The sequence below is a fragment of the Yinghuangia sp. YIM S09857 genome (assembly GCF_051388915.1).
In the GTDB taxonomy this organism is placed as follows: Bacteria; Actinomycetota; Actinomycetes; order Streptomycetales; family Streptomycetaceae; genus Yinghuangia.
Genome location: NZ_JBPKBH010000002.1, coordinates 185,071 through 206,643, shown reverse-complemented (window position 1 = coordinate 206,643; position 21,573 = coordinate 185,071). Strand labels below are relative to the sequence as shown.

Below are 21,573 nucleotides of genomic sequence, written 5' to 3'. Positions count from 1 at the left end.
GCGGGCGGCTTCTTCGCCGCCATCCCCAAACCCCCGCCCCCCGCCCCCGGTTCCGCGCACGCCTACCTGCTGGGCATCCCGCAGCCGGTCCTCGTCCGGCTGCTCGAAGAACACGCCGTCGAACGCGGCGCGCACGTCCGGCACGGACGCGCGGTGGCCGGCTTCGAGCAGGACGACGACGGCGTCACCGTTCGCCTGGACGACGGCGAACACCTGCGCTGCCGCTACCTCGTCGGCTGCGACGGCGCCCGCAGCACGGTGCGCAGGCTGCTCGGCGTCGCGTTCCCGGGCGAGCCGTCGCGGAACGAGACGCTGATGGGCGAGATGGAGGCCGGCGCGCCGCCGGAGGAGATCGCCGCCCGGGTCCGCGAAGTGCAGGGGACCGTACGGCAGTTCAGTGTCGGGCCGTTCGGCGGCGGGCTGTACCGGGTCGTCGTGCCCGCGGCGGGCGTGCGGGCGCACGCGGGCGAGGGCGGGAACGGCGGCAGCGGCCGTCGCGCGGCCCCGCCCACGCTGGAGGACTTCCGGGAGCGGCTGCGCGCCGTCGCCGGAACCGACTTCGGGGTGCACTCGCCGCGCTGGATGTCCCGCTTCGGCGACGCCACCCGGCTGGCCGAGCGCTACCGGGTCGGGCGCGTGCTGCTGGCCGGCGACGCCGCGCACATCCACCCGCCGATCGGCGGGCAGGGCCTGAACCTCGGCGTCCAGGACGCGTTCAACCTCGGCTGGAAGCTGGCCGCGCGGGTCGGGGGATGGGCGCCGGGCGGGCTGCTGGACACGTACGGGGCCGAGCGGCGGCCGGTCGCGGCGGACGTCCTCGACAACACGCGCGCGCAGACGGCGCTGCTGTCGCCCGAGCCGGGCCCGCAGGCCGTGCGCAGGCTGCTGTCCGAACTGATGGACATCGACGAGGTGAACCGCCTCCTGACCGAGAAGATCACCGCGACCGGCATCCGGTACGACGTGGGCGAGGACGGCCCGGAGCTGCTCGGCCGCCGCATGCCGGACACCGGCATACGGCAGGGGCGGGGCCGGCTGTACGACCTGCTGCACGGCGGCCGCGGCCTGCTCCTGGACCGGACCGGGCGCCTGACCGCGGGCGGCTGGTCGGACCGCGTCGACCACCTCGCCGATCCGACCGCGGACGTCGGCGCAGTCGCGGGCGCGGGCGTCGGCGCAGTCGCGGATGTGCCCGGCGTGCTGTTGCGCCCGGACGGGCACATCACGTGGATCGGCGGGGACCAGCAGGGCCTGGACCGCGCTCTCGGCCGCTGGTTCGGGGCGCCGCTGGGCTGACCCTGTGCGGGCGGGTGCGTCGCGCCCGCCGGTCAGGTGGCCTGGACCTCGTCGAACAGCGCGAGCGCCGCGGCGGGGTCCGGGCCGACCAGGCGGTCCAGGCCGTCCAGCGTGAACCGCGCCCACCGGCCCGCCCGTTCCGCCGTCCGCTCCTCGAACGCGCGGACGACCGCGTCCAGTTCCCCGGCCGCCGTCGCGACGCCGGCGATGGCCTCCGCGAGCTCGGCGCCCTCCAGCAGCGCGAGGTTCGCGCCCACGCCGAGCGGCGGCATCAGGTGCGCGGCGTCGCCGAGCAGGGTCACGCCGGGGACGTGCGCCCAGGTGTGCGGGGCGGGCAGGACGTGGAGGGGGCGGCGGGCGAACGCGGTGCCGTGGCGCAGGAGGTCGAGGACGGGCGCGGCCCAGCCGTCGAACATGCGCAGCAGCCCTGCCCGCACGGCCTCGGCGTCACCGGGGTCCGAGCCGCCGGGGTCCGGGCCGCCCGCGCCCTGGGCCGGTTCCGCGCCCGGGTCCCCGTCCCGTCCGTCCTGCGGGGTGCGGAACTGGGCGTACACCTTCACGTGGCCGCCGCTGTTGCGCTGGGCGACCAGGCCGCGGTTCGCGCCGTACACCGCGACGGAGCCGTCGCCGATCATGCGGGCCAGGTCCGGGTGGCGGGTGTCGACGTCCTCGATGGAGGTCTCGACGAACGTGACCCCGGTGTAGCGGGGAGTGGCGGCCGAGACGGCAGGGCGGGTGCGGGACCAGGCGCCGTCCGCGCCGACCACCAGGTCGTACGACTCCGTGCGCCCGTCCGCGAGGTGCACCGCCGCGCCGCCGTTCCCGTCCGGGGTCACGCGGGTGACGGCGTGGCCCCACCGGACGTCCAGCGGTCCCGGCGGCGGGTTCCCGAGCAGCAGGTCGCGGAGCTGCCCGCGGTCGATCTCGGGGTTGGCGCGGTCGTCGGGGCGGGGGCGCCAGTCGCGCAGGACGGTGCCGTCGGTGTCGAGGATGCGCATGGCCTGGCCCTCGGGGCGGGCCAGCGTCCGGAACTCCGCGAGCAGTCCGGCCATCTCCAGGGCGCGCTGGCCGAGTCCTTCGTGCATGTCGAGTGCGCCGCCGGGCGGGCGGGCGTCGGGGGAGGGGTCGCGTTCGTAGACGGTGGCGGCGTGGCCGTGGCGGTGGAGGACGCGGGCGAGGGCCAGTCCGGCGGGGCCGCCCCCGACCACGGCGATGCGATGTCTCATGTCGATACACTGTATTGATCCGATACGACGAATCGCAACAGTACGCTGTGCGCATGACTGTGTGGGACCGCCCGGAGCCGCCGACCCGCCCCGTGCCGCTCGACCGCGAGCGCATCGTCGCCGCCGCCGTCGCTCTCGCCGACGAGGGCGGACTGGAGGCGGTGTCGCTGCGCAAGGTCGCCGCCCGCCTCGACGCCGGCCCGATGCGGCTGTACGGCTACATCTCCACCAAGGAGGAGCTGTTCGACCTCATGGTCGACGCCGTGCAGGCCGAGATCCTCCCCGAGATCCCCCCCAGAACCGGCGAGGAGGAGCAGCCCGCCGACTGGCGCGAGGCGCTGCGCGTACTCGCCCACCGCACCCGGCACACGGTCCTGCGCCACGAATGGCTCGCCGACCTCCTCGGCGGCCGCCCGACGCTCGGCCCCAACGGCCTCGCGGTGGCGGAGGCCACCCTCTCCGCCCTCGACGGCCTGGCCGACGTCGACACCGTCATGCGGGCCGTCGAAACCGTCGCCGCCTACTACACGGGCGCGATCCGCCGCGAAGTCGCCAACCTGCGCGCCGAACGCGCGACCGGACTCTCCGAACACGAATGGCAGCGAGCCTCCGGCCCCCACCTCACCCGCATGCTCGCCACCGGCCGCTTCCCCGCCCTCACCCGAGCCGTCCACGACGCCACCCACATCGACCCCGAGACCACCTTCACCACCGGCCTCGCCTGGGTCCTCGACGCAGTCGCCGCCAAACTCCCCCCACCCCCGGGCGGTTCCCCGTCCTGACCCGGTCCTGACCCCGTGCGGCCCAGCCCGGCGCAGCCCGGCGCCCGCGGCCGCCGAGGCCCTACGCGCCAGTGCCATGCGGATACGGGAGACCTGGACGGCGACGAGTTAGGAGGCGGGCATCGGCGGGATCCGGCCCACCGGCGCGTCGGACGGGCCGTGCGCGGCGTGGCGACGCCGCTCGGCCAGCGCCGATTGCAGCGCGAGCAGTGTCTCGGACCCGTGCGGCGCTGCCGTCAAAAGAGTCTTTCTTGAACTGCTGGGTCGGCGCGAGGGCCTTGTTCAGTTCGAGCCGGTTCGTGACGCGGGTGCTGATCCGCTCGGAGAAGACCTGGTGGCTCGCTCCCCCGGCGGAGGGCTTCGAGCCGGCCGGCGCACTCCTGCCGCGCGTGGCGGTGCGGGCGTATCCGATGCCTCCGGGCGGGAGCGCCTTGGGGGCTGCGGGTCGTGGCATATCGACAGCCAACCCCTGGCGGTCGCGCCGTGGTTCGGCTGGGTGTCCGCGGCTGCGGTGCCCTACGTGCCCAGGGCGGTGCGGATGCGGGAGACCTGGGCGGCGACGAGGTCCTCGGCGGGCATCGGAGCGGTCTGGCCCAGCGGATCGAAGTGCAGGAACGCCGCGAGGACGTCGCCGACGCGGACGACGGTGTGCCCGGTCGCGGACCGCGACTCGGGGCGGCCGGGGATGCCGAGGCGGATGCCGGCGCTGAAGTCCCCGGCGGGTGGCACCTCGACCCGTTCGGGCTCATACCACGACGGCACACCGATGACGCCGTCGTCGCGGTCGGATTCCGGTGGCGCGGGTGTGCGGAGCGCCCCGGCGGCGGCAATCGGGTTCGCGGCCAGGGCCGTGCTCGCATACGCACGGCAGTGGTCCAGGACGTGCAGGCCCTCGTCGATGGCCGGCTGGGCTTCGCCCTCGTGGAAGACGCCGATGACCACGGTGGTGTAGGCGATGTGGCCGCCGCCTGTCCATGCGGCCGCGGTGTAGTCGAGGTTGCGGGGGTGGCCCGCGCCGCCGGACAGCAACTGCGCCAGCGGGCGGCAGTGTTGCTCGTACGCGCGGGTGAGGGCGATCGGAGGTGCGTCCGTGGGGCCCTTCAGCCCCGCGGGGAGGCCGTCCCCGTCCAGGACGAGCGCGCGCAGCCGGGACGCGGTCCATGTCATCGGTGTGCTCCGTGCGGCTATCGGCGGGAGACGTCGGCGTCGGGAGCCAGGCGCAGGCCGGCGGCGGTGAGGAAGTCCGTGAGGGTCATGGTGCTTTCGTCCGTGCCGTCGTTCCATTCCTTGACCGTTCTGGACAGCCCGGTCTCCCATGCTTCAGCGGTCCACGAGTCCGGATCGCTGTCCGGGTGTTGTTCGACGGTGCCGAAGCCGCGGCGGTAGTGCAGGAAGAGGTAGCGGCCGCCGGCGGTCCAGGCGTCCCATTGCGACGGGTGACTCACGCAGGTCTCCACGACGCGCACGATCACGTCGTCCATCGGTCCCTCGCAGCGTCGTGTGTTTCCGTGGAACTCACAGTCAGGCGACGGTGAGGCCGAGGGCGGTGGCGATTGTTGCCGCCTGGCCGAGGTCGATGGTGGCGCCGCGGAGTTCGACGGTCAGGGGGTCGAGCGCGGACAGGTCGCTGCCGCGCAGGTCGGCGCCGCCGAGTTTGGCGCTGTGGAGCATCGCGCCGGAGAGGTCGACGCCGGTCAGCCGCGCGTTCTCCAGGCACGCGGCGGTCAGGTCGGCCTCGCGCATCCGCACCTTGTCGAACGCCGCCTCGGGCAGCCGCGCCCCGGGGAACCCGACGAACGACCAGTCGCCGCCGGTCACCTCGAAGAGCGTGTACGTCGAGCGCTGGAACAGGCTGCCGACCATCTTGCAGTCGGTGAACGCGACGTCGAAGAACGTGCAGTTGCGGAACGTGCAGTTCGTGAACGCCGCCGCGGTGTGCCGTGAGGCGTTGAACTGCACGTTCGCGAAGGTGCAGTGGTCGAACACGCCGCCCTCGTTGACGACCTCGGTCCAGTCGGTGTCGATGAACGAGTAGCGGTCGAACGTGCGCCCCGAAAGGTCGCGGCCGTACCAGTCCTCGCCCGAGACCACGCGGTCCGCGTCGGGGATCGGGGGCGTGTTCGAGACGGGGTCGACGTTGGTGCGGGCGCGGTGGATGGCCATCGTCCGATTCAACACCCCGCCGCCGACAGGACGACGCGACGGGGGAGGTGCGGCGGGCTTCCCCCGTCCCTCAATGTGGCCCAATTATCGAATTACCGTTAACGTCAATCCATCAATACTGAAAACAGCCGAGAAATCGGGCATTTGGGGTACGCGGGGAGCCGGTTCGGCCACACAACATAATTCCCGCTATGTTGCATCTTTCGTAACCGCACATCAGGGCGACATCTGATGTTACGTAATTGCCCTCCGGTTGCCGGGTGACGGCGAAGGCGCGGCACTCCAGCCCGGCGGCAGGTCTCCGCCGTGGAAAGCGGCAGGTGCGGAGAATCGGATTGGGGCAAATATTACTGAGAGGTAGATTCGCGCAGCGAGCGCTCGTACTCCCCACGCCGGAACACCAGCGCCCCGAGGGAGTCGTAGTTCCAGTCCCGGCAGGTGTTCCGCAGGCCCGACCACGTCACCGTCTCGGCGCCCACGATGATCCTCGCCGTCAGCGCCCAGCAGTCGACGATGCCGCAGTCGCAGCCGAGCAGCAGCGTCTCGCCCGCCTCCGCACCGTGCGGCACCACGTCCGGCGCCCCGCCGAGCAGGTGCACCGCGCCGAGGCCCACCGGGTACGCGTACGCCCCGGCCAGCAGCGGAGCAGCCTCCGGGGCGAACTCCCCGGCGCGTTCAGCCTGTTCCGCCAGCGCATCGGGCAGCTCCGCACGCCGGACCAGCTCCAGGAACGACACCCCGTCGACCAGGTACTCCACGACGCCGGCGCCCCCGCCCCGCCCTCCGCCGGCCCGCCCCCCGCGACGAAACTCGATCGAACGCATGCCCCCACGCTAACCGGCACGGCCCGCCGAGCCCCGTGGTAGCACCGGACGCACGAGGCTGGAGTGGACCACTACCTCGAAGCCTTGATCCGCAAGCCTGGAGCGCTGCCGGGGGCGACCGCGTTGGAGCAGGCGCGCGCGGCTGGCCGGTTCACCCCGCTGCACGACGCGTGGTGGGACGCCGCCCGCGCTGCGCACGGCGAGCGTGAGGGCACCCGCGTGCTGATCGACGTGCTGCTCCTGGGAAGGTCGATCGGACACGAGCATTTGGTCACCGGGCTGGCTGCCGCGCTGCGGGTCGGAGCGCTGACCGCAGACGGCCCTGAACTCCCGAAGCTGTCCCGAGCCCGGTGGGTTTGCCGTCGCGGGCGAACATGCGGATCAGGTCGTGGCCGCGGACCTCCCCCAGGGTGAGCGACCCGGTCACCCGCAGCATGTCGCCCCAGTGCGCGCGTATGCGGTCCAGGCGGACGGTGTGGTTTGAGGCCGGCTGGAGCGGCCCGTAGTCGGCTGCGGTGTTGACCCGCCACAGCCGGGCGTCGGAGATGTCGGCGATCCGGGGGAGAACTGGTAGCCGCAGATCGCGAACAGGCCGAAGACGATGACCGAATACGACGCGGTGTCGGTGACGACGGTCTCCGGCTTCGGCCCGCCGTCGCGGGCGTGGATCGCGTCCAGGATGAACAGCGAGTCGCGCAGCGTGCCCGGCACCACCACCCCGCCCAACCCCATCACCTGCTCGTTGACCACGTTCAGCCAGGTGGCGCCCTTGTGCCGCAGCCCGAAGTACCGGGGATTCGCGCCCGCGTACAGGGTCGGCACCGGGACGGTGAACCGGACGCCGTCGGCGGACGGGACCAGGCCACCGCCCCACGCCCGCACGACGTCGATCTTCGCCTGCGCCTCGATGAACAGGCCGTTCGCCGCCGAGATGTTCTCCGCCTGGAAGTAGCCCTGGTCGACCTGGACCAGGCGGCCCCGGGTCAGCGCCGCGACGTCCGGCTTGACCACCGGGGTCACCCCGACGTTGCACGCCTCGCTCAGCAGCACCGCGCACAGGCTGGTGGTGAAGCCCTCCATCCCGGATCCGGCGCCGGAGATGTGCGTGAACGCGTCCGCCATGCCGGTCAGCTCGGCGACCTCCATCGGAGTCCCCGTCGGTGTCCGGGACCACCGCGGCGATCGTGGCCAGCGCCTCGGCCAACTGCTCGCGCGAGACCACGCTTCTGCGACTCGGCGAACCTGCCTCGCCCGTCCCCGTCCCAGTCGCGCCCCTGCTGCTGGCATACATCGCGAACCGCGACAACATGAACACCGCCACCGACCCGGCATCCCGTTGGCTCTTCCCCGGTCGCCGGGCGGGGCCAGCCTTTCCGCCCCGACCACCTGTCCGCACTTCTCAACGAGATCGGCGTCCCCGTGGCCGCCGCACGCGGCGCCGCCATCCGACAACAACTCCTTGAGATGCCCGCTCCCGTGGTCGCGGACGCTCTCGGCTACCACGACAAGACAACCACTCGCCTGCTCAACGAGACCGGCGGAACGTGGAGCCGATACGCCGCTGGAGATCACACACGGTCACCAGCAGGCTGGGCTCCCTGGGGACCTGGCGACAGTTGAATACAGCGAACACACCAAGTAGAAGGCCATGCTCTAGCGAAGGCGGGCCAGCAAGTGGGCGTCGAGGAAGCCCCGCTCAGAGGCCGGGTCGTGGAGCAACCGGGCGAACGTGACAAGCCCAGCCCGGGCCAGCAGCTCGGCGAACCGGTCCGCCGGCCAGCTATAGGCGGGCGTCACCTTGTGGTCGAAGCGAACCGGCTCGGGCCCGTCGGTCGCGAAGAACGAGACCAGGAGCAGGCCCCCTGGTGACAGGACACGCGCCTGCTCGGCGAGCAGCGCGGGTAGTTCCCCAGGAGGGGTGTGGATCATCGAGTAGTGGGCCAGCACGCCGCCGAGCGCACCGTCCTCGATTGGCAGGGCCTCCATCCGCGCCTCGTCGAACTGCAGCGCCGGATGGGCCCGCCGGGCGTGGTCGACCATGGCTGGGGACAGGTCGAGCCCGAAGGCGTCCAGCCCCAGGTCATGCAGCATGGCCGTCAGATGTCCGGGCCCGCAGCCGACATCGGCCGCCCGCAGGTTCCGCGTCCCGCGAACCAGCTCGGCAAAGATGCCGATCATGTTCCGCGAGAACGGCTGCGTCTCCAGCCGATCAGCGAACATCGACGCATACAGCTCGACGACCCCGTCATAGGCCGCCTTGGTCTCGTCCTGGTGCTCCACCACGGGAAGGAAGCTAACATCCGCCCTTCGCAGCTGTTCTCCCGCCCCGTGCCGAATCCCGCTCCCGTTACCGCGGACGCTCTCGGCTACCACGACAAAACCACCACCCGGCTCCGCAACGAGGCCGGTGGGACCTGGATTCGGAGTTCCTGACGGGTGGTCCACGAACGGCGGTCGAGGACGTTCTTCTGCAGCAGGCTGAAGAAGGACTCCATCGCGGCGTTGTCGCCTGCCGCTCCGACTCTCCCCCGGTTCGAGCTGGATACGAACAGCCGTCTCGATCTGGACCTGTCCGTTCGGGTGACGGCCATGGGGAACATCGGTACAGCGGTTAGCGCTAAGCGGTGGATCTTGGGGTGCCGTTAACGAAGCTCGAACCAGGTGCAAAGTAACCGGGGTCTCTGTAGTACTCGCCGAAAATCGGGCGGATACGGCTGGCTGGCGCGGAGCCCTTCGACATCGAACAGCCGCGCCTGCTGCCCGAAGGTCACCCGGCGGCGGCCTGCCCGGGTGGCTGTTCGATCGTTGGCTAGGCTTCCGCACCATGTCCGACCTGACCGGCCTTCAGCACGCCACCATCGACGCGATAGTCGCCAATGCCGGCCGCGCGACGCTGCCATTCCGGCGAGCACACCGGGATGAGCGGTACGCGACCGCCTTCTGGTTCAACGAGTTGGTGGAGACCACTCCCGAGGGGGAACGGGTTCGGCAGTACCTCGTGACCGCTGGTGAGCCGACGAGGGTCGAGATCGCGGAGTTCACTCTGCGGCCCGAGTTGTGCGCGCCGGCGATGAGCGCGGAGACGCTGGTTTGGACCGGTTTCGCGGACGGATGGACCCACCTTGGCGATCTGGGGGTGGCCGTCCTGCCGACCTCTGGGCTGCACGCACACGGTGATCGCAAGGGGTGGCAGTGGACCACCGATGAGATCACCGACGGCATGGCGGCCACGGACGACGACATTGCCGCCCTCGGCGCGGAGCCGGTGCCGGCCTATCTGCTGGGCCATGACGTGGGGGCCGGGAACGGTGCCCGGGAGCAGGCCGTCGTGGTCGGTGCGGTGGCCCGCGCCCGTCGTGGCGGCATCGTCTGGGCCGGTCACGTGCCGCAGGGCTGCGTCGGCGCACCGGTGTTCATCGGTGTGGGCCTCGGTGGCGACAGCTTCAGGCTGGTCTGCGTCGGGGCGGTCCTGCCTGATGGCGGCAGCCGCCACCCGATCGCGACGTTCGACCGCATCAGGACCGCCTTGAGCCGTCTGGCGTCGGATGCTCCATCGGCCGTCGAGGCTGCCGGGCAAAGTCCTCCGAAGCCCGGGCCGAAGAAGCGATGGTGGCAGCGACACGGCTGACAGGGCCGGAGTCCACGCGTCTCATCTCGTCGCTCCGGGCCAGCGCTCCGGGCACCGCCGCGCGGCTACGTCTACGACGGCGACAAGCCGCCCCCGCCGCACCGCAGGCCGCAGGAGTTCGTGACCGCGGTGCAGGAAGCGCTCGCCTGGGCGTGCGCTGACCCCAGCGCTGCACGGCAGTTGCTGGGCCTGCTCACCAACCGCTGCCGCACGCTGGACGCCTTTGAGCGAGAACGCTCCTACCTCTGCGGCCACGGCGTCCCGACAGAATTCCTGCCGACTGCCCGCGAACTCGGACGCTTCGACCTTGCGTGACCAGGGGCTTATGCAGGCGGCAGGGCGGCGGCAGATGCGGTCGGCGTACGCGCGGAACGTTGCGTGGCTCCGAGGACGTTACGCATGGGTGTGCCATTCCTGGGTCGGGAGCGGGCCTTCGGAGGTGTCGCCGAGACGGTCGGTCCACGCCGGGGCGGCGAACACCGGCCGGGTGAGGAGGATGTCCCCGGCGCGTTGGACACGCAGCAGGATCCCGATGTCCCCGTAGCTGTAGTCGCCGTGCTGCGAAATGCGGATCTCCTGGTCGAGGCCTCGCTCCTGGACCCGGGCGTACATCGCATCATCGGTCGCGGACGGCACCTGCCCGGTCAGTGCCAGCCCGTCCCATCGCACCTGAGGCCCGACCCGGGCATCGATCGCAACCGCGGCAAGCACCCCGCCGAACCTCTGCCCGGGGAAGTACTCATGGCCATCGTCGATCTGGCCCGGGACAGCACGCCCCCGGCGCATCCGGGGGTACGTCGTCCTCAGTCGCGGGCCGGAAGTACGCCGTGAGCCTGTGCCCCCAAATCCCGGGCGAGCCGTATGAGGCGAAATCGCTGCTGCTCACGGCCGGCAGGTAGTCCAATGCATCGTCGACCCGGCCGCGGGTCATGCCGAACAGCAGCGGCCCGACCCCGACCAGGGGGACGGCGTCCCACTGGTCGCGCTCGGCGTCGGTCAGCACCGGCCACATCGAATCCGACATCCGCGTTCGTCCCCTTGCCTGTTGCGACCGGTCCCGGCGTTCGGCCGGACGGGCAGTGACCGTACCGGTTGGCAACGACAGCGCCCTACGGCTGCGCGGCGGCGATGCGGTCGGCGTAGGTGCGGTGCGCCTTGCGCGCAGCCGCCGCGCTTCCGGGACCGGCCAGGTCCGAGCACCGGGCCAGCGCGGCGCGGTGCAGCGCGAGCGGGGCGGTCACTCGCAGCGAGTATCCACGGCCGCGGCGGATCACCCAGCCCTCCCGGAGCGCCTCGCGGAGTTCCGTGGGCCCGGTGTCGGTGGTGGCCTCCAGGTACTCGGCGAGCAGGCCGGGCACGTCGATTGCGCACCGCTGGTCCGCCGAAGACTCGGGCTCCGCCGGGGCGGGGGCGGCGGTTTCGGGCTCCTCATGCGCGACCTCGGCGCGACGGGCGCCCGCTGTGTCCAGCACGCGGCGGACGGTCCGGGGCGCGACCCCGTACTGCCGGGCGAGGGCCTTGACGGCGGTGCCGTCGGCGTAGGCGTCGACGACGTCGGCCGCGTCGTCCTTGCCGAGGGCTGCGGGGCGTCCGAGGGTCTTGCCGGCGGCGGCCGCGGCGGCGACGCCTTCGCGGGTGTTCTCGGAGATCATGTCGCGCTGGAACTCCAGCACTCCGGCGAGCATGGTGACGAACAGCTTGGTCTGCGGGTCCTCCGCTGCCAGGTCGAACCCGGACCACGCCCCGGTCGCGATGAACAGGTGCAGGCCCCGCCTCTTCAGCACGTCGCGGATCTGCAGGACGTCCCACGTGGAGCGGAACAGCCGGGCGGCGTCCGCGATCCGGATGGTGGCGCCGACCGCGGCCGCGTCCAGGAGCGCGCGGAACCCGGGGCGGTCGACGGCGAACACGCGCGAGGAGGTGGCGGGGTCCTCGTACTTCGGGGCCCCGGACGCGATCAGTGCCGCAAGTGCGTGGAGCTGCCGGGCGTTGGTCTGCTTGTCGGTCGAATGGCGCAGATACAACCGGTCCGTCATGCCCCGCGCCTTTCATCCTGTCCGGCAAGTGCCGCACGGCGACCTTACAGGGGCGAAACCGGGGGGCTTAATTGCGGACCGCCCTTCATTGGATCGGAACCCGATTTGCCCCGATTTTTGGGCTGCTCGCTGATTGGATCGATCGCGGGGGCGCAATCGACCGAATACGCCCCCGTCCGCCATGCTGCGGCCGGTCCTCCATGCAGATCTGTGGTTGTCCGTCTCCACTGGCAGGGTGTGCTCCATGAGTTCGGTTACCGCAGCCGATTACGGCTGGATACGTTCCTCGTCCGTGTTCCCCTACGGCATCGAGGTCGGCTATACCCTGACCCTGGTGCGGGGAGTTTCGCCCGAGCAGGTGCTGCAGGTGATGGACGCCGAGCCGCGGGGCACGTGCGACGGCGTCGACGGCCTCATCGAGCAACAGCAGGACTTGTACGACGAGGTCGACGACGACTGGGACGAGTCGTTCATCGCGGGCGCGTTCACCGTGCCCGGCGACGACGGGGCCTGGACCGTCGTCCTGCACTTCGACGGCGGCGTCGGGATGCGGCACCGCTTCCTGGAGGCGCTGTCGGCCGGCTCGCGTGCTGTGATGCATTCGAGCAACGGGGGCAAGCCCATCCACCAGTTCTACTGGTACGAGGACGGCGAATTGCGCACGAACTTCGAGTGGCCGACCGCACGGACCGGAACCACCCCCGACGATCTGCTTCCCGTGATGCAGGAGGTCGGGTTCGACCTTTCCGGCGACGGCACCGACGGCTACCTCGACCGGAAGGCGGCCGTGCTCGCTCTGGCCGAACGCCTGACGGGCGTGCGGCTGACCGAGGAAATCCTGACGGGGGCCGAGTACCGGCTGGGGCGCGTTCCGGACGAACCGGCCCCGGAGTGGACCAGCGTCGTCATCGACATCACCGACGCGAGCGGGGAGCGCTTCTACAAGGAAGTGACCCGGGAGCAGGTCGAGCACGCCATAGAGCACCACCGGCCCCGGCGCGACCAGCCGATCCGACTCGACGAGCCGTAAGTCGACTCTCGCGGACCTTGGGGCGCTCTGACGCCGGTGCGCGTGAAGGGAAATTCGGAGCGCCCGGGCCAGTGTGCCGCGCCACCGAGTCATCCGGTTGGATTGCCCGGTGTCTGTATTCGACGTGATCCGTCAGTTGCCGGCCATCGCGGTGGTCAGGGACCGTTCCCGCGCGTTGGCGATGCTGGACGCCATCATGAGCCCGGAGTGGGAGTCGCGGTACTACTCGTTCGACAGTCGCTGGGCGTCGGGCGAGGAGATGGCCTCCATGCGCAACGGCAGCGGCGACGACTACTCCATCGTGTTCTCCGCCGCCGGGGCCTTTGCACGCGGGTACGACCACGAGTCGCCGATGAGCCGGACCTCGCAGCCCTGGCCGGGTGTGGTCGACGCCGTCCCGCAGGGCCTGGCCGCGCAGGTGACCGAACCGGCGTTCTGCGACGCGGACGGGACGCTGCGGGCCACCGTGTGCTTCTGGCGCGAGCCGCACGATAACGCGTGGCTCTGCAGCGATGTCGTACCGCCGGCCGGCAGTGGCCCGGAGGCCGACGGCGCGGACTGGCTCTTCGACCTCCTCGTGGACGGCCGCCCAGAGGCGTACCAGGAGTTCGCCGAGGACTACTACGAGACCGACGTCGACCTCGACGCCGTCCGCCGCGTCTTCGCGCTGGAGGCCTTGACCGAGGACCTGGTGACGCGCCTCAATCCCGAGACGTCACTCCGGGACCTTGCCGAAGACCAAGCCGCGATCGGCTACCCATAGCGGTCTGAACACTGCGCTCTGCACCACGATCAGCCAAGCTGATACGCGCAACCGGTCGGAACGCGCCCCCGAGTACTGCGTCTTGCGCGGGCAGGGACCCCGTCGTTGGACTGCGTGCAGGTGACTTCAGGCGTCAGCGCAGGCGACTTCGGACGCTGACAGAAGGGGTGCGGCCTCAGGGGTTGCGGAGCGCTTCCCAGGGGTCGGGCAGGGGCGCCGTCGGGTCCTCGCCCTCGGTGGGCAGGCCGACGTAGGCGCGCAGGGCGGGGCGGGTGCCGGGGAGGCCGCGTTCGGTGAACCGCTTCTGGAGATCGGAGCCGTAGGGCCAGGACTGGAAGTCCGCGGTGGTCAGCAGGTCGGCCAGGACGCGCAGCAGTTCCCGGCGTCCGGGGGAGAGTTCGGTGAACACCAGTGCGGTGTCCGCGGGGTCGAACAGTGCTGCCAGTAGGTCTAGGCGTGGTCTGAGAGCGGGCTGGGCGCGTACCCGGCGTCCTTGATGCGGGGCAGGGTAGCGGCGATCTTCAGGAGGATTCCGTCCGAGACCTCGGCGGCGCCCGCCAGGCTCAGCAGGCTGCGGACGGTGTAGCCGTGCAGGTCGCCGTCGTGGTGTGCGGTGGCGGGTTCGGGGACGGGGCCGGCGCCGAAGGCGGCCAGCTCGGCGGTGATGCGCTCCGTCGGCGGCAGGTCGGGCGCGGCGGTCGGGTGGGCGACCAGGAGGCGGGCCAGGGCGGTGGCGGCGGCCCAGCGCGGCAGCCGGTGCCCGTGGTCGAGGTGGCGCCGGAGCCGGCCGTCCGGGTCGTGGTCGGCGAGCAGTCCGACGGCGACGAGGACCGTGGCGGCCGTGACCGGGTCCCGCTCGCGGTCGAGGCAGGCCAGCAGCGCAGGCAGGGCGGCGTCGGCCTCTTCGGGGAACCAGCCGAGCAGGTATGCGGTCCGGGTGCGGATCTCAGGGGCCGGGTCGCCGAGCAACCCGAACAGCGCGGGAAGCCGGGCGCGGACCGCATCGTAGGAACGCAGCGCCCCCTCGCGGGAGTCGATCGGGTGCCCCGCTGCGCAGTACGCCCGCCCCTCGCGCAGGTTCCGCAGCCGCTCCTGATCGGTCTCCGTGGCGATCTCTTCGTCGAACAAGCGCAGGCTCTCCTCGGGGCTGACGGCCGCGGCGCGCCAAGCGGCGGTATCGATGCCGAGCGGGAGGTCGTACTCGTCGTGCCAGTCGACGGCCAACCGGGTCAGCAGCAGCAGCGCATCGCCCCGTGCGCCGGGCGGGCCGGCCACGGCGATCCGGGCGAGGAACGGCACGGCGTACGGGGAGGCCGAGTACCGGCTTCCCTGGTGGAAGATGTTGTTGAACAGGCTTCGGAAGGCGCTCTTCCGGGCCTCCTCGTCCGGCCCGCACACCGCCCGGAGCTGGTCGGGCACGTTCTCGGCGCTGCCGTAGGCGTGCCCCAGGACTGCCCAGTCGACGTCGTCCAGCCCGGCCAGGAGATCATCGGATTGCTTCATGATCCGCATGCTCGCAGGTACCGCTGACGCTGACCCCGCAGACGAATCCCCGCTGAAGCTTGGCAGTCAGAGTCACGGCCAAGTAGGAGCGCGGGGCCGTGACCACGCGTCAGCAAAACCGCACGGGCGTGTGCCGCGTCCGGCACACACGGCTCATTCGTCCCCGTCGTCGTCATCGTCGAGCGCGACCGCGTCCGGGTCGCGTAGGGGCCGCAGGCCCTCGCGCGGGACGGAGGCCGCGAAGCTGTAGCGGCCCAGGACGTTGAGGTTCCGGTGCTTGAGCGGGGACAGCCGGGCGATGTCCTCGTCCCGGATCTCGTGGCCGTCGGCGCGAAGCTTGGCCACCGCGGCGTCGATGTAGCGGGTCGTCCACAGCACCACGGCGTTCAACACCAGGCCAAGGGAGCCGAGTTGGTCCTCCATCCCGTCGCGATACGCCTGGTGGATGGTGCCGCGCTTGCCGTGGCACACATCGCGGGCCAGTTTGTGCCGCGACTCCTGGACGGTCAGCTGCCGGTTCATCTGCCGCCGGTAGGTGTCGTCGACCGGATCGACGACACGCAGCAGGTGCTCCGTCTTGGCGATCCGCCCGTACTCGGCGAACGCCTGCCCGAGCGGTGTGGGATGCCCTTCACGGCCGAACATGCGCAGCAGGTCGTAGGCGCGGACCTGGTTGGTGACCAGTGAGCCGGCGACCCGCAGCATGTCGGGCCAGTGGGTGATGACCTTGTTCACGTTCACCCGGTTGCGTGCGAGGCCTTCCAGTGGCCCGTAGGTGCCGGTCTCCACCCCGGGCATGGTCGCCCGCCAGAACCGCTGGTCGTCCAGGTCGCGGAAGCGCGGGCTGAAGTTGTAGCCGAGGATCCTGAACAGGCCGAACACCATGTCGGAGTACGAGGCGTTGTCGGTCGCGACGAACTCGGGTTTCGCTCCGCCGTCCAGGTTCAGCAGCGCGTCCAGGATGTGCAGGGAGTCGCGTGGGGTGCCGGGCACCACCATCTGGCCGATGCCTGCGACCTGGTCGTTGACGGCGTTGAGCCAGGTGATGCCGCGCTTGAACCCGAAGTACTTCGGCGACGGCGCCGCGTTGATCGTGCGGACCGGGACGACGAACCGCAGCCCGTCGACCGAGGCCAGCAGACCTGCGCCCCACAACCGCACGACCGGCACCTGGGACTGAGCCGCGATCAGCGCGGCGTTCGCCGCCGCGATCGTGTCGGCGCGCAGGTAGTACTGGTCGACGTGGACGAGCCGAGCCCGCGTGAGCGCCTCAACGTTGGGGTTGGTGACCGGCGTCAGGCCGATGTTGCACGCCTCGGAGACCAGGAGCGCGACCACCGAGGTACTTAGGTCCTTCATGCGGGTGGTGCCGTCGCCCAGATGCACGAAGGCGTCGAGGAACCCGGTCCACGCGTGCACCTCGAACAGCAGGTCGGGCAGGTCAATTTTCGGGAGCATCTTCCCGACCGTCGTACGCAGCCAGGCCAACGACCTCGGTTCGCCGAGCGCACCGAGCTTGTCCACGTTCAGCTTGGCCCGCCCGCCGTCCTGGACCTCGATGCTGACCTTCGCCGACTCCCCGGCCTCGTCGAGGCGTTCGGCGAGCTGCTTCCAGCTCGCGTCCAAGCCCCGCACCAGTTCCGCAAGGTGCTCCTCGACGGGCATATCCAAGCTCAGACCCGCCAGGACGTCCTCACGCACCGCCTCCCACTCGTCGCCGTCGAGCAGCCGGGCCCGCGGGTCGGACCAGCGGTGCGACGGGGACGCGAACACGTCCCGGCGCAGCAGCGCCCGGAACAGCTGCTCCAGCACGCACACCACGTACGCGTCGCGGTCCACCGCCCCCGGCAGCAGGGCCGGGTTGCCGTACACCGCCTTGCGCCAGGCCGGCGGCACCAGCTTGCCGTCGACCTCGCGCGGCAGCAGCGGCTTGTCCTTCACCCGCCGCCGCGACAATGCCGGGAGCCTGCGCACCCCGGCCAGCACACGTTTGCCCTCGGTCGCCGCGCCCAGCGCCTGAGACTCACCGAGCAGGGCCAGGAACGGCCGCACCGTGTTGTAGCGATTCGCCAGCGCACCCCGCATGGCGGTCTCCGCGGCGTCGTCCTCGGGAACCAACACCGCGACCAGCGCGGCCGCGCTCATCACCTCCGCCCGCGGCGCGACCTCCTCCACAGCCCGCCACAGCGCGGCGACATCCACATCCGCGCCGCACTCCTCGACCCGTTCCAGTTCCTCGAACAACGCCTTCGACGCCCGGGCCAGGGGCTCCCGGTCGGTGGCCCGCCGCGCCGTACTGATCAACCGCGTGGCCATCAGCACTTGGAACAGGTCCAGCGCTTCGTCGATCGCCTTCGCCTCAAGGTGCCGCATCACCGCGGTGAGCATCGCCGTACGCTTCGGCTCCGTGACGCGTTCCAGCAGCGGGGCCTTGCTGCCCAGCGCGTAGCGCGCCAGCGCCGCGAGCCGATTCGGCGGGACCTGCGACAAACGCACCCGCCCCAACTTGAGCGCAGAGATCTCGTCCACACGCTCAAGCGCACGCGCAAACGCGGTGCCCGTGGTCTTCGTCGGCGGTCGCCGCAGCAACTCCAGATGCGAATAGCGCTTGCCAGCCGGAGTCTCCAGCAGCGCCACCAAGTCGCCCGGCAGCGCCGGATCCGCGCGACGGGCCGCCCGGGCGACGGTGGCGTGCAGCCGTGCCTCGGCGATCACACGGACTTCGGAGACTTGCCGCGCCAGGACACTCACCCCCGGCAGCAACACCCGATGGCGGCGCAGCCACCCCACCGCGTGGTTGAACAGCGCGACCGGCCCCTCGGCATGCGTCCACGCCCGGCCGTGCAGGAATGTACGGAACCGCCGCGCCCAGACTGGGTCCTCGTACACCCGGTAGCCGTACGCGTCACGGATCTCCCACGCGTGCTCGTACGGCGTCATCTGCCGCTCGGTGTACCGCTTGACCACCGAGATGTCTTCGACGCCCAACTGCCTGGCCATGTGCTCGATCACCGGCCACGGCACTTCGAGCGGGTCCGCCAGGAACAGCCCCAAGTAGCGGACCGTGCACATCTGCAAAGCAAAGCCAAGACGGTTGTGATCACCGCGCCGCTTCGCGATCAGCTTCCGGTCCTCGTCGTCGAGGTGGAAGAAGCGCTCCAATTCAGGCCGCGTCGGCTCCTCGACGAACCGCCCGTACGCCTCAGCCTGCTCATCCGTCAGGAATTCCACCGGCACGCGGCGGACGTTAGCGGCGGCCGACAAGGACCCGACATGCTTTCGCTGAACCGCCCCAAGCAAGCGGACGCTGTGCTAGCCGAACAAGATCAAATCATTAGCGCTAACGGCTGTACCGATGTTCCCCAAGGCCGGGTGACGGCGCCCGGCCCGCGTGCCCCGGGCGGGGAAGCAGCCGTAGCGCCGACGTGACACCCGTTTCGGTGCAGCCCGCTATGTCCGGGTTCCCCCGAAACGGGGCTGGTGTGCCCTTATGTTGAGGCGTCGAGGTGGCTGCGTATCTGTGCGATCACGACGGAGACGAGCTGGTCGAACTGGGTGTCCGGGGTGGGGATGGGCAGCACGGCGGCCTGACGCAGGGCAGGGAGGTCGAGATCGGCGTGGGCCGCCAGCCAGATGTCGGGGACGAGCGTGCCGCGGTCCGTCGTGGCCTGCGCGGCGGGGCGGTCGACCACGAGCGCGAACGAGAGCATGAGCAGGGACAGGTGCCGGTGTACCTCCAGGGCAGTCGGGAAGCCGATGCCGATGCCGTGCAGTAGTTGGAGGAAGCGGTCGAGGTTGAGCAGGCGGTTGGGGTGCACGGAGGCCGGGGGCGCGTCCTCGTCGAGGGAGACCAGCAGGGCGCGCGGCCAGCGCCGGTACATCTCGCGCAGCGACCTCGCATAACCGGCGACGGATTCCTCCCAGGCCGCGGGATCCAGGGGAGGGGGGTTCCAGGAGTCGAGCATGAGCCCCAGGGCGAGGTCCACGACGTCTTGGCGGTCCTCGACGTAGTTGTACAGAGCCCGCACGGTCACATCAAGTTCAGCAGCCAGGGCGCGCATGGTGACGGAACGGAACCCCTGCGCACCAGCCATCTCCAGTGCCTTCGCGGCGATGGTCTCTCGGGTGAGGACGGGGCGGCCCTTGCGTGTCGTGGGGCGGCGGCGGGCGGCGGGCATGGCGCCATCGTACTGGCCGACCGTTGAACTTCACACATGTTGACTTTTAGAGTCGGGAGCCGTCAGGCTGACGGCACCGCCCGTGCCCGCCTGGAGGTCGCTTCCGCATGGCAGTTCAGAAGTCCCGTCGTCTCCCGCCGCTGAGCGGGGTCCTCGTGCTGGTGATGGCCTCCACGGGGCTGGTCGTCGTCGACCTCACGATCGTGGCCATCGGACTACCGCTGATCAGCGCCGACGTCGCCGACGGGGGGTCGGCGGAGTCGGTGGTGGTGAGCTACATGGTCGCGATGGGGGCACTGACCCAGGCGGCTGGAAGCCTCTCGGACCGCTGGGGGCGACGACCTCTGTTCCTGGCCGGGATCGCCGTGTTCACCCTGGCCTCCCTGGCCGCGACGTTCGCGCAGGACCTGTGGTGGCTGAACGCCGCCCGGGTGGTCCAGGGCTGCGGAGCCGCAGTGATCATGGTGAACGGCATTCCGCTGATCGCAGACCGCTACACCGGTGAGGAGCGCAACCTCGCCATTGGCGCCTGGGGATCGTGCGCGACCGCGGCCGGGCTCCTCGCCCCGACCCTCGGCGGAGTGCTGATCGACGCCTTCGGGTGGCGCGCGGTCTTCGCGGTCAACCTCCCGCTCGGCGCGGCGGCCTGGGTGCTGGCCGCCCGAGTGCTGCCGCCCACACCCCCCGCACCTTCCTCGACCGGGCGGCCGGACTGGACCGGAAGCCTGCTGCTCATGCTCGGCCTCGGTACGGCGACCCTGCTCATGCTCCGCCCCGGCGGCACACCGTGGGCAGGCCAGGACACCGTGGCGCTGCTCACGGCTTGCCTGGCACTGGCCGCCTTCCTGACCCTCCAACTCCGCGTGCCCAGACCGACACTGGAGCTACGCATGTTCACCCGGCCCGCGTTCTGCGGCGCGATGCTGGCCGTTCTCCTCTCCCGCGTCCTGACCATCGGCGGCTCGGTCTACCTGGTGCTGTACCTGTCGGACGGACTCGGCCTGAGCCCAACCTCGGCGGGGCTGTTGATGACGCCGATCCTCCTCGCGCAGATCGCCACCGGCATGGTCGGCTCCAAGCTGCTCAGCCACTGGGCTCCCGGCCTGGTCATCGGCTCCGGCTACTTGCTCAAGGGCGTCGGCTTCACGGCCTTGGCACTGCTGATCACACCCAGCACACCGTGGTGGGCACTGCTCGTGCCGCTGCTGGCCTGGGGAGCCGGCGGCGGAATCGCCGGCGCCCCCGTGATGGCCGTGGCGGTCCAGGTCACCGAACCCGAGCGGGTCGGCATGGTCGCCGGGACCGTCTCCACCCTCGCGTCCCTGGGCGCCGGTGTCGGCACCGCGGCACTGGGCGCGATCTTCACCCTTTACGAAGGCACCGGTACAGGCGGCCAGGCAGTCGCTGACGGCACTCGGGCCGTCCTCTCGGCCTCCGCCGCGCTCGCGTTCATCGCCGTCCTCACCACACTCATCCTCATCCATCCGCGCCGCGTCCCTCGCCCCGACCGAAGCCGGGAACCCGCCCGGTGACCATGAAATCTCGCCCGCTACCCCGCCCGCTCCGACGCCGGAACCTGACACCCGCCCCTCGCACAAACGACCATTTCCCGATGACGGCGGCGGCGCGGAATGACCGGGCTCGGCCGACCAGGCGTCATCGTGCTGCGGTGCGTGGCGGCCGGCTCGTGGTCAGCGCTTGCGAAGGCGCTTGACACCGTTGGGAGTCAACGAGGACGAGGTTCTGCGGGTCGGTGGACTGCTGGTCGGTGGAGACCCGCTTGTCGACGAGGTAGGACGAACGCTGGGACCAGAACGCCCGATTCATCGCCAAGGCCCGCGGGGACATCCCGCGCTGGTCGCCGAGATCCCGCGCCTTAACCGGCTACCCACCAACAAGGAACCCGTTGACCCATGCTGATGCCCGCCCCGGGCCCGGCCCAGGAACGACTCGTCATCGCAGCGCATCTGCCGGAGCGGTGCAGCGCACCGGCGGCCTCGAACGAGCCGAGTACTCACCGCTCATTGCTGTACCGATGTTCCCCAAGGCCGGATTCTCAGCAAGGACTGTCTTCTGTCACAGAGAGCTACTTGTCACTTCGCCGTAGCTTCGGGAGTAGAGGGCCTCCCGGGAGACCTCGCCGG

Annotated in this window: 20 protein-coding genes and 2 pseudogenes; 7 read left to right on the top strand and 15 right to left on the bottom strand. The window is 71.0% G+C overall.

The window, feature by feature from the left end:
• Positions 1–1,296, top strand: a 1,296-nt coding sequence (locus ACRX5S_RS04105) for an FAD-dependent monooxygenase (protein WP_436771335.1), incomplete at its 5' end; no start/stop codon positions are given.
• Between the two features lie 32 nt (positions 1,297–1,328).
• Here the strand turns inward: ACRX5S_RS04105 and ACRX5S_RS04100 are convergent.
• On the bottom strand, positions 1,329–2,522 hold the full coding sequence (locus ACRX5S_RS04100; protein ID WP_436771334.1) for an FAD-dependent oxidoreductase: 1,194 nt from the start codon (positions 2,520–2,522) through the stop codon (positions 1,329–1,331).
• 53 nt (positions 2,523–2,575) lie between these two features.
• On the opposite strand from ACRX5S_RS04100, the gene ACRX5S_RS04095 reads away from it, so the two are divergent.
• Positions 2,576–3,304, top strand: coding sequence for a TetR/AcrR family transcriptional regulator (locus ACRX5S_RS04095; protein WP_436771333.1), 729 nt, complete (start codon positions 2,576–2,578; stop codon positions 3,302–3,304).
• A gap of 516 nt (positions 3,305–3,820) precedes the next feature.
• Here ACRX5S_RS04095 and ACRX5S_RS04090 read toward each other — a convergent pair.
• The 7 genes and pseudogenes from ACRX5S_RS04090 to ACRX5S_RS04060 form a co-directional block, all read right to left on the bottom strand.
• Positions 3,821–4,471, bottom strand: a complete 651-nt coding sequence (locus ACRX5S_RS04090; protein WP_436771332.1) for a hypothetical protein — start codon at positions 4,469–4,471, stop codon at positions 3,821–3,823.
• A 17-nt stretch (positions 4,472–4,488) separates the two neighbouring features.
• The gene (locus ACRX5S_RS04085) at positions 4,489–4,785 is read right to left on the bottom strand and encodes a hypothetical protein (protein ID WP_436771331.1); all 297 of its coding nucleotides are present in this window, start codon (positions 4,783–4,785) and stop codon (positions 4,489–4,491) included.
• A 40-nt stretch (positions 4,786–4,825) separates the two neighbouring features.
• Positions 4,826–5,467 (bottom strand): pentapeptide repeat-containing protein, encoded by a 642-nt coding sequence (locus ACRX5S_RS04080; RefSeq protein WP_436771330.1) that lies wholly within the window; start codon positions 5,465–5,467, stop codon positions 4,826–4,828.
• Positions 5,468–5,814: 347 nt separating this feature from the next.
• Positions 5,815–6,291: a hypothetical protein gene (locus tag ACRX5S_RS04075; RefSeq protein ID WP_436771329.1), complete on the bottom strand. Its 477-nt coding sequence runs from the start codon at positions 6,289–6,291 to the stop codon at positions 5,815–5,817.
• Positions 6,292–6,562: 271 nt separating this feature from the next.
• Positions 6,563–7,413 (bottom strand): annotated as a pseudogene (locus ACRX5S_RS04070) (Tn3 family transposase).
• A gap of 531 nt (positions 7,414–7,944) precedes the next feature.
• Positions 7,945–8,574: a class I SAM-dependent methyltransferase gene (locus tag ACRX5S_RS04065; RefSeq protein WP_436771328.1), complete on the bottom strand. Its 630-nt coding sequence runs from the start codon at positions 8,572–8,574 to the stop codon at positions 7,945–7,947.
• A gap of 128 nt (positions 8,575–8,702) precedes the next feature.
• Positions 8,703–8,819 (bottom strand): annotated as a pseudogene (locus ACRX5S_RS04060) (IS3-like element ISAar45 family transposase); the annotation flags it as partial.
• A gap of 296 nt (positions 8,820–9,115) precedes the next feature.
• Between ACRX5S_RS04060 and ACRX5S_RS04055 the strand changes: the two are divergent.
• Both ACRX5S_RS04055 and ACRX5S_RS04050 read left to right on the top strand, forming a co-directional pair.
• On the top strand, positions 9,116–9,919 hold the full coding sequence (locus ACRX5S_RS04055) for a hypothetical protein (protein ID WP_436771327.1): 804 nt from the start codon (positions 9,116–9,118) through the stop codon (positions 9,917–9,919).
• 120 nt (positions 9,920–10,039) lie between these two features.
• Entirely contained in the window at positions 10,040–10,234 is a 195-nt protein-coding gene (locus ACRX5S_RS04050; RefSeq protein WP_436771326.1) for a hypothetical protein, read from the top strand.
• Between the two features lie 78 nt (positions 10,235–10,312).
• Here ACRX5S_RS04050 and ACRX5S_RS04045 read toward each other — a convergent pair whose 3' ends face one another.
• From ACRX5S_RS04045 to ACRX5S_RS04035, 3 genes are all read right to left on the bottom strand, one after another.
• Positions 10,313–10,630 carry a hypothetical protein gene (locus tag ACRX5S_RS04045; protein ID WP_436771325.1) on the bottom strand — a complete coding sequence of 106 codons (318 nt, stop codon included), beginning with the start codon at positions 10,628–10,630 and terminating at the stop codon, positions 10,313–10,315.
• Positions 10,631–10,658: 28 nt separating this feature from the next.
• Positions 10,659–10,943 (bottom strand): hypothetical protein, encoded by a 285-nt coding sequence (locus ACRX5S_RS04040; protein ID WP_436771324.1) that lies wholly within the window; start codon positions 10,941–10,943, stop codon positions 10,659–10,661.
• A gap of 85 nt (positions 10,944–11,028) precedes the next feature.
• A complete protein-coding gene (locus tag ACRX5S_RS04035) occupies positions 11,029–11,955 on the bottom strand; it encodes a recombinase family protein (protein ID WP_436771323.1) in 927 nt (308 codons plus the stop codon).
• A gap of 244 nt (positions 11,956–12,199) precedes the next feature.
• Here ACRX5S_RS04035 and ACRX5S_RS04030 point away from each other — a divergent pair, with 244 nt between their 5' ends.
• Positions 12,200–12,985: a DUF6461 domain-containing protein gene (locus tag ACRX5S_RS04030; RefSeq protein WP_436771322.1), complete on the top strand. Its 786-nt coding sequence runs from the start codon at positions 12,200–12,202 to the stop codon at positions 12,983–12,985.
• 109 nt (positions 12,986–13,094) lie between these two features.
• A complete protein-coding gene (locus ACRX5S_RS04025) occupies positions 13,095–13,748 on the top strand; it encodes a hypothetical protein (protein WP_436771321.1) in 654 nt (217 codons plus the stop codon).
• Between the two features lie 175 nt (positions 13,749–13,923).
• Here the strand turns inward: ACRX5S_RS04025 and ACRX5S_RS04020 are convergent, their stop codons facing one another.
• The 4 genes from ACRX5S_RS04020 to ACRX5S_RS04005 form a co-directional block, all read right to left on the bottom strand.
• The gene (locus tag ACRX5S_RS04020; RefSeq protein WP_436771320.1) at positions 13,924–14,157 is read right to left on the bottom strand and encodes a hypothetical protein; all 234 of its coding nucleotides are present in this window, start codon (positions 14,155–14,157) and stop codon (positions 13,924–13,926) included.
• Between the two features lie 41 nt (positions 14,158–14,198).
• Positions 14,199–15,251, bottom strand: coding sequence for a hypothetical protein (locus ACRX5S_RS04015; protein ID WP_436771319.1), 1,053 nt, complete (start codon positions 15,249–15,251; stop codon positions 14,199–14,201).
• Between the two features lie 153 nt (positions 15,252–15,404).
• Positions 15,405–18,488: a Tn3 family transposase gene (locus ACRX5S_RS04010; RefSeq protein WP_436771318.1), complete on the bottom strand. Its 3,084-nt coding sequence runs from the start codon at positions 18,486–18,488 to the stop codon at positions 15,405–15,407.
• Positions 18,489–18,739: 251 nt separating this feature from the next.
• Entirely contained in the window at positions 18,740–19,429 is a 690-nt protein-coding gene (locus tag ACRX5S_RS04005; protein WP_436771317.1) for a TetR/AcrR family transcriptional regulator, read from the bottom strand.
• Between the two features lie 107 nt (positions 19,430–19,536).
• On the opposite strand from ACRX5S_RS04005, the gene ACRX5S_RS04000 reads away from it, so the two are divergent.
• A complete protein-coding gene (locus tag ACRX5S_RS04000; protein WP_436771316.1) occupies positions 19,537–20,961 on the top strand; it encodes an MFS transporter in 1,425 nt (474 codons plus the stop codon).
• Positions 20,962–21,573 lie beyond the last annotated feature (612 nt).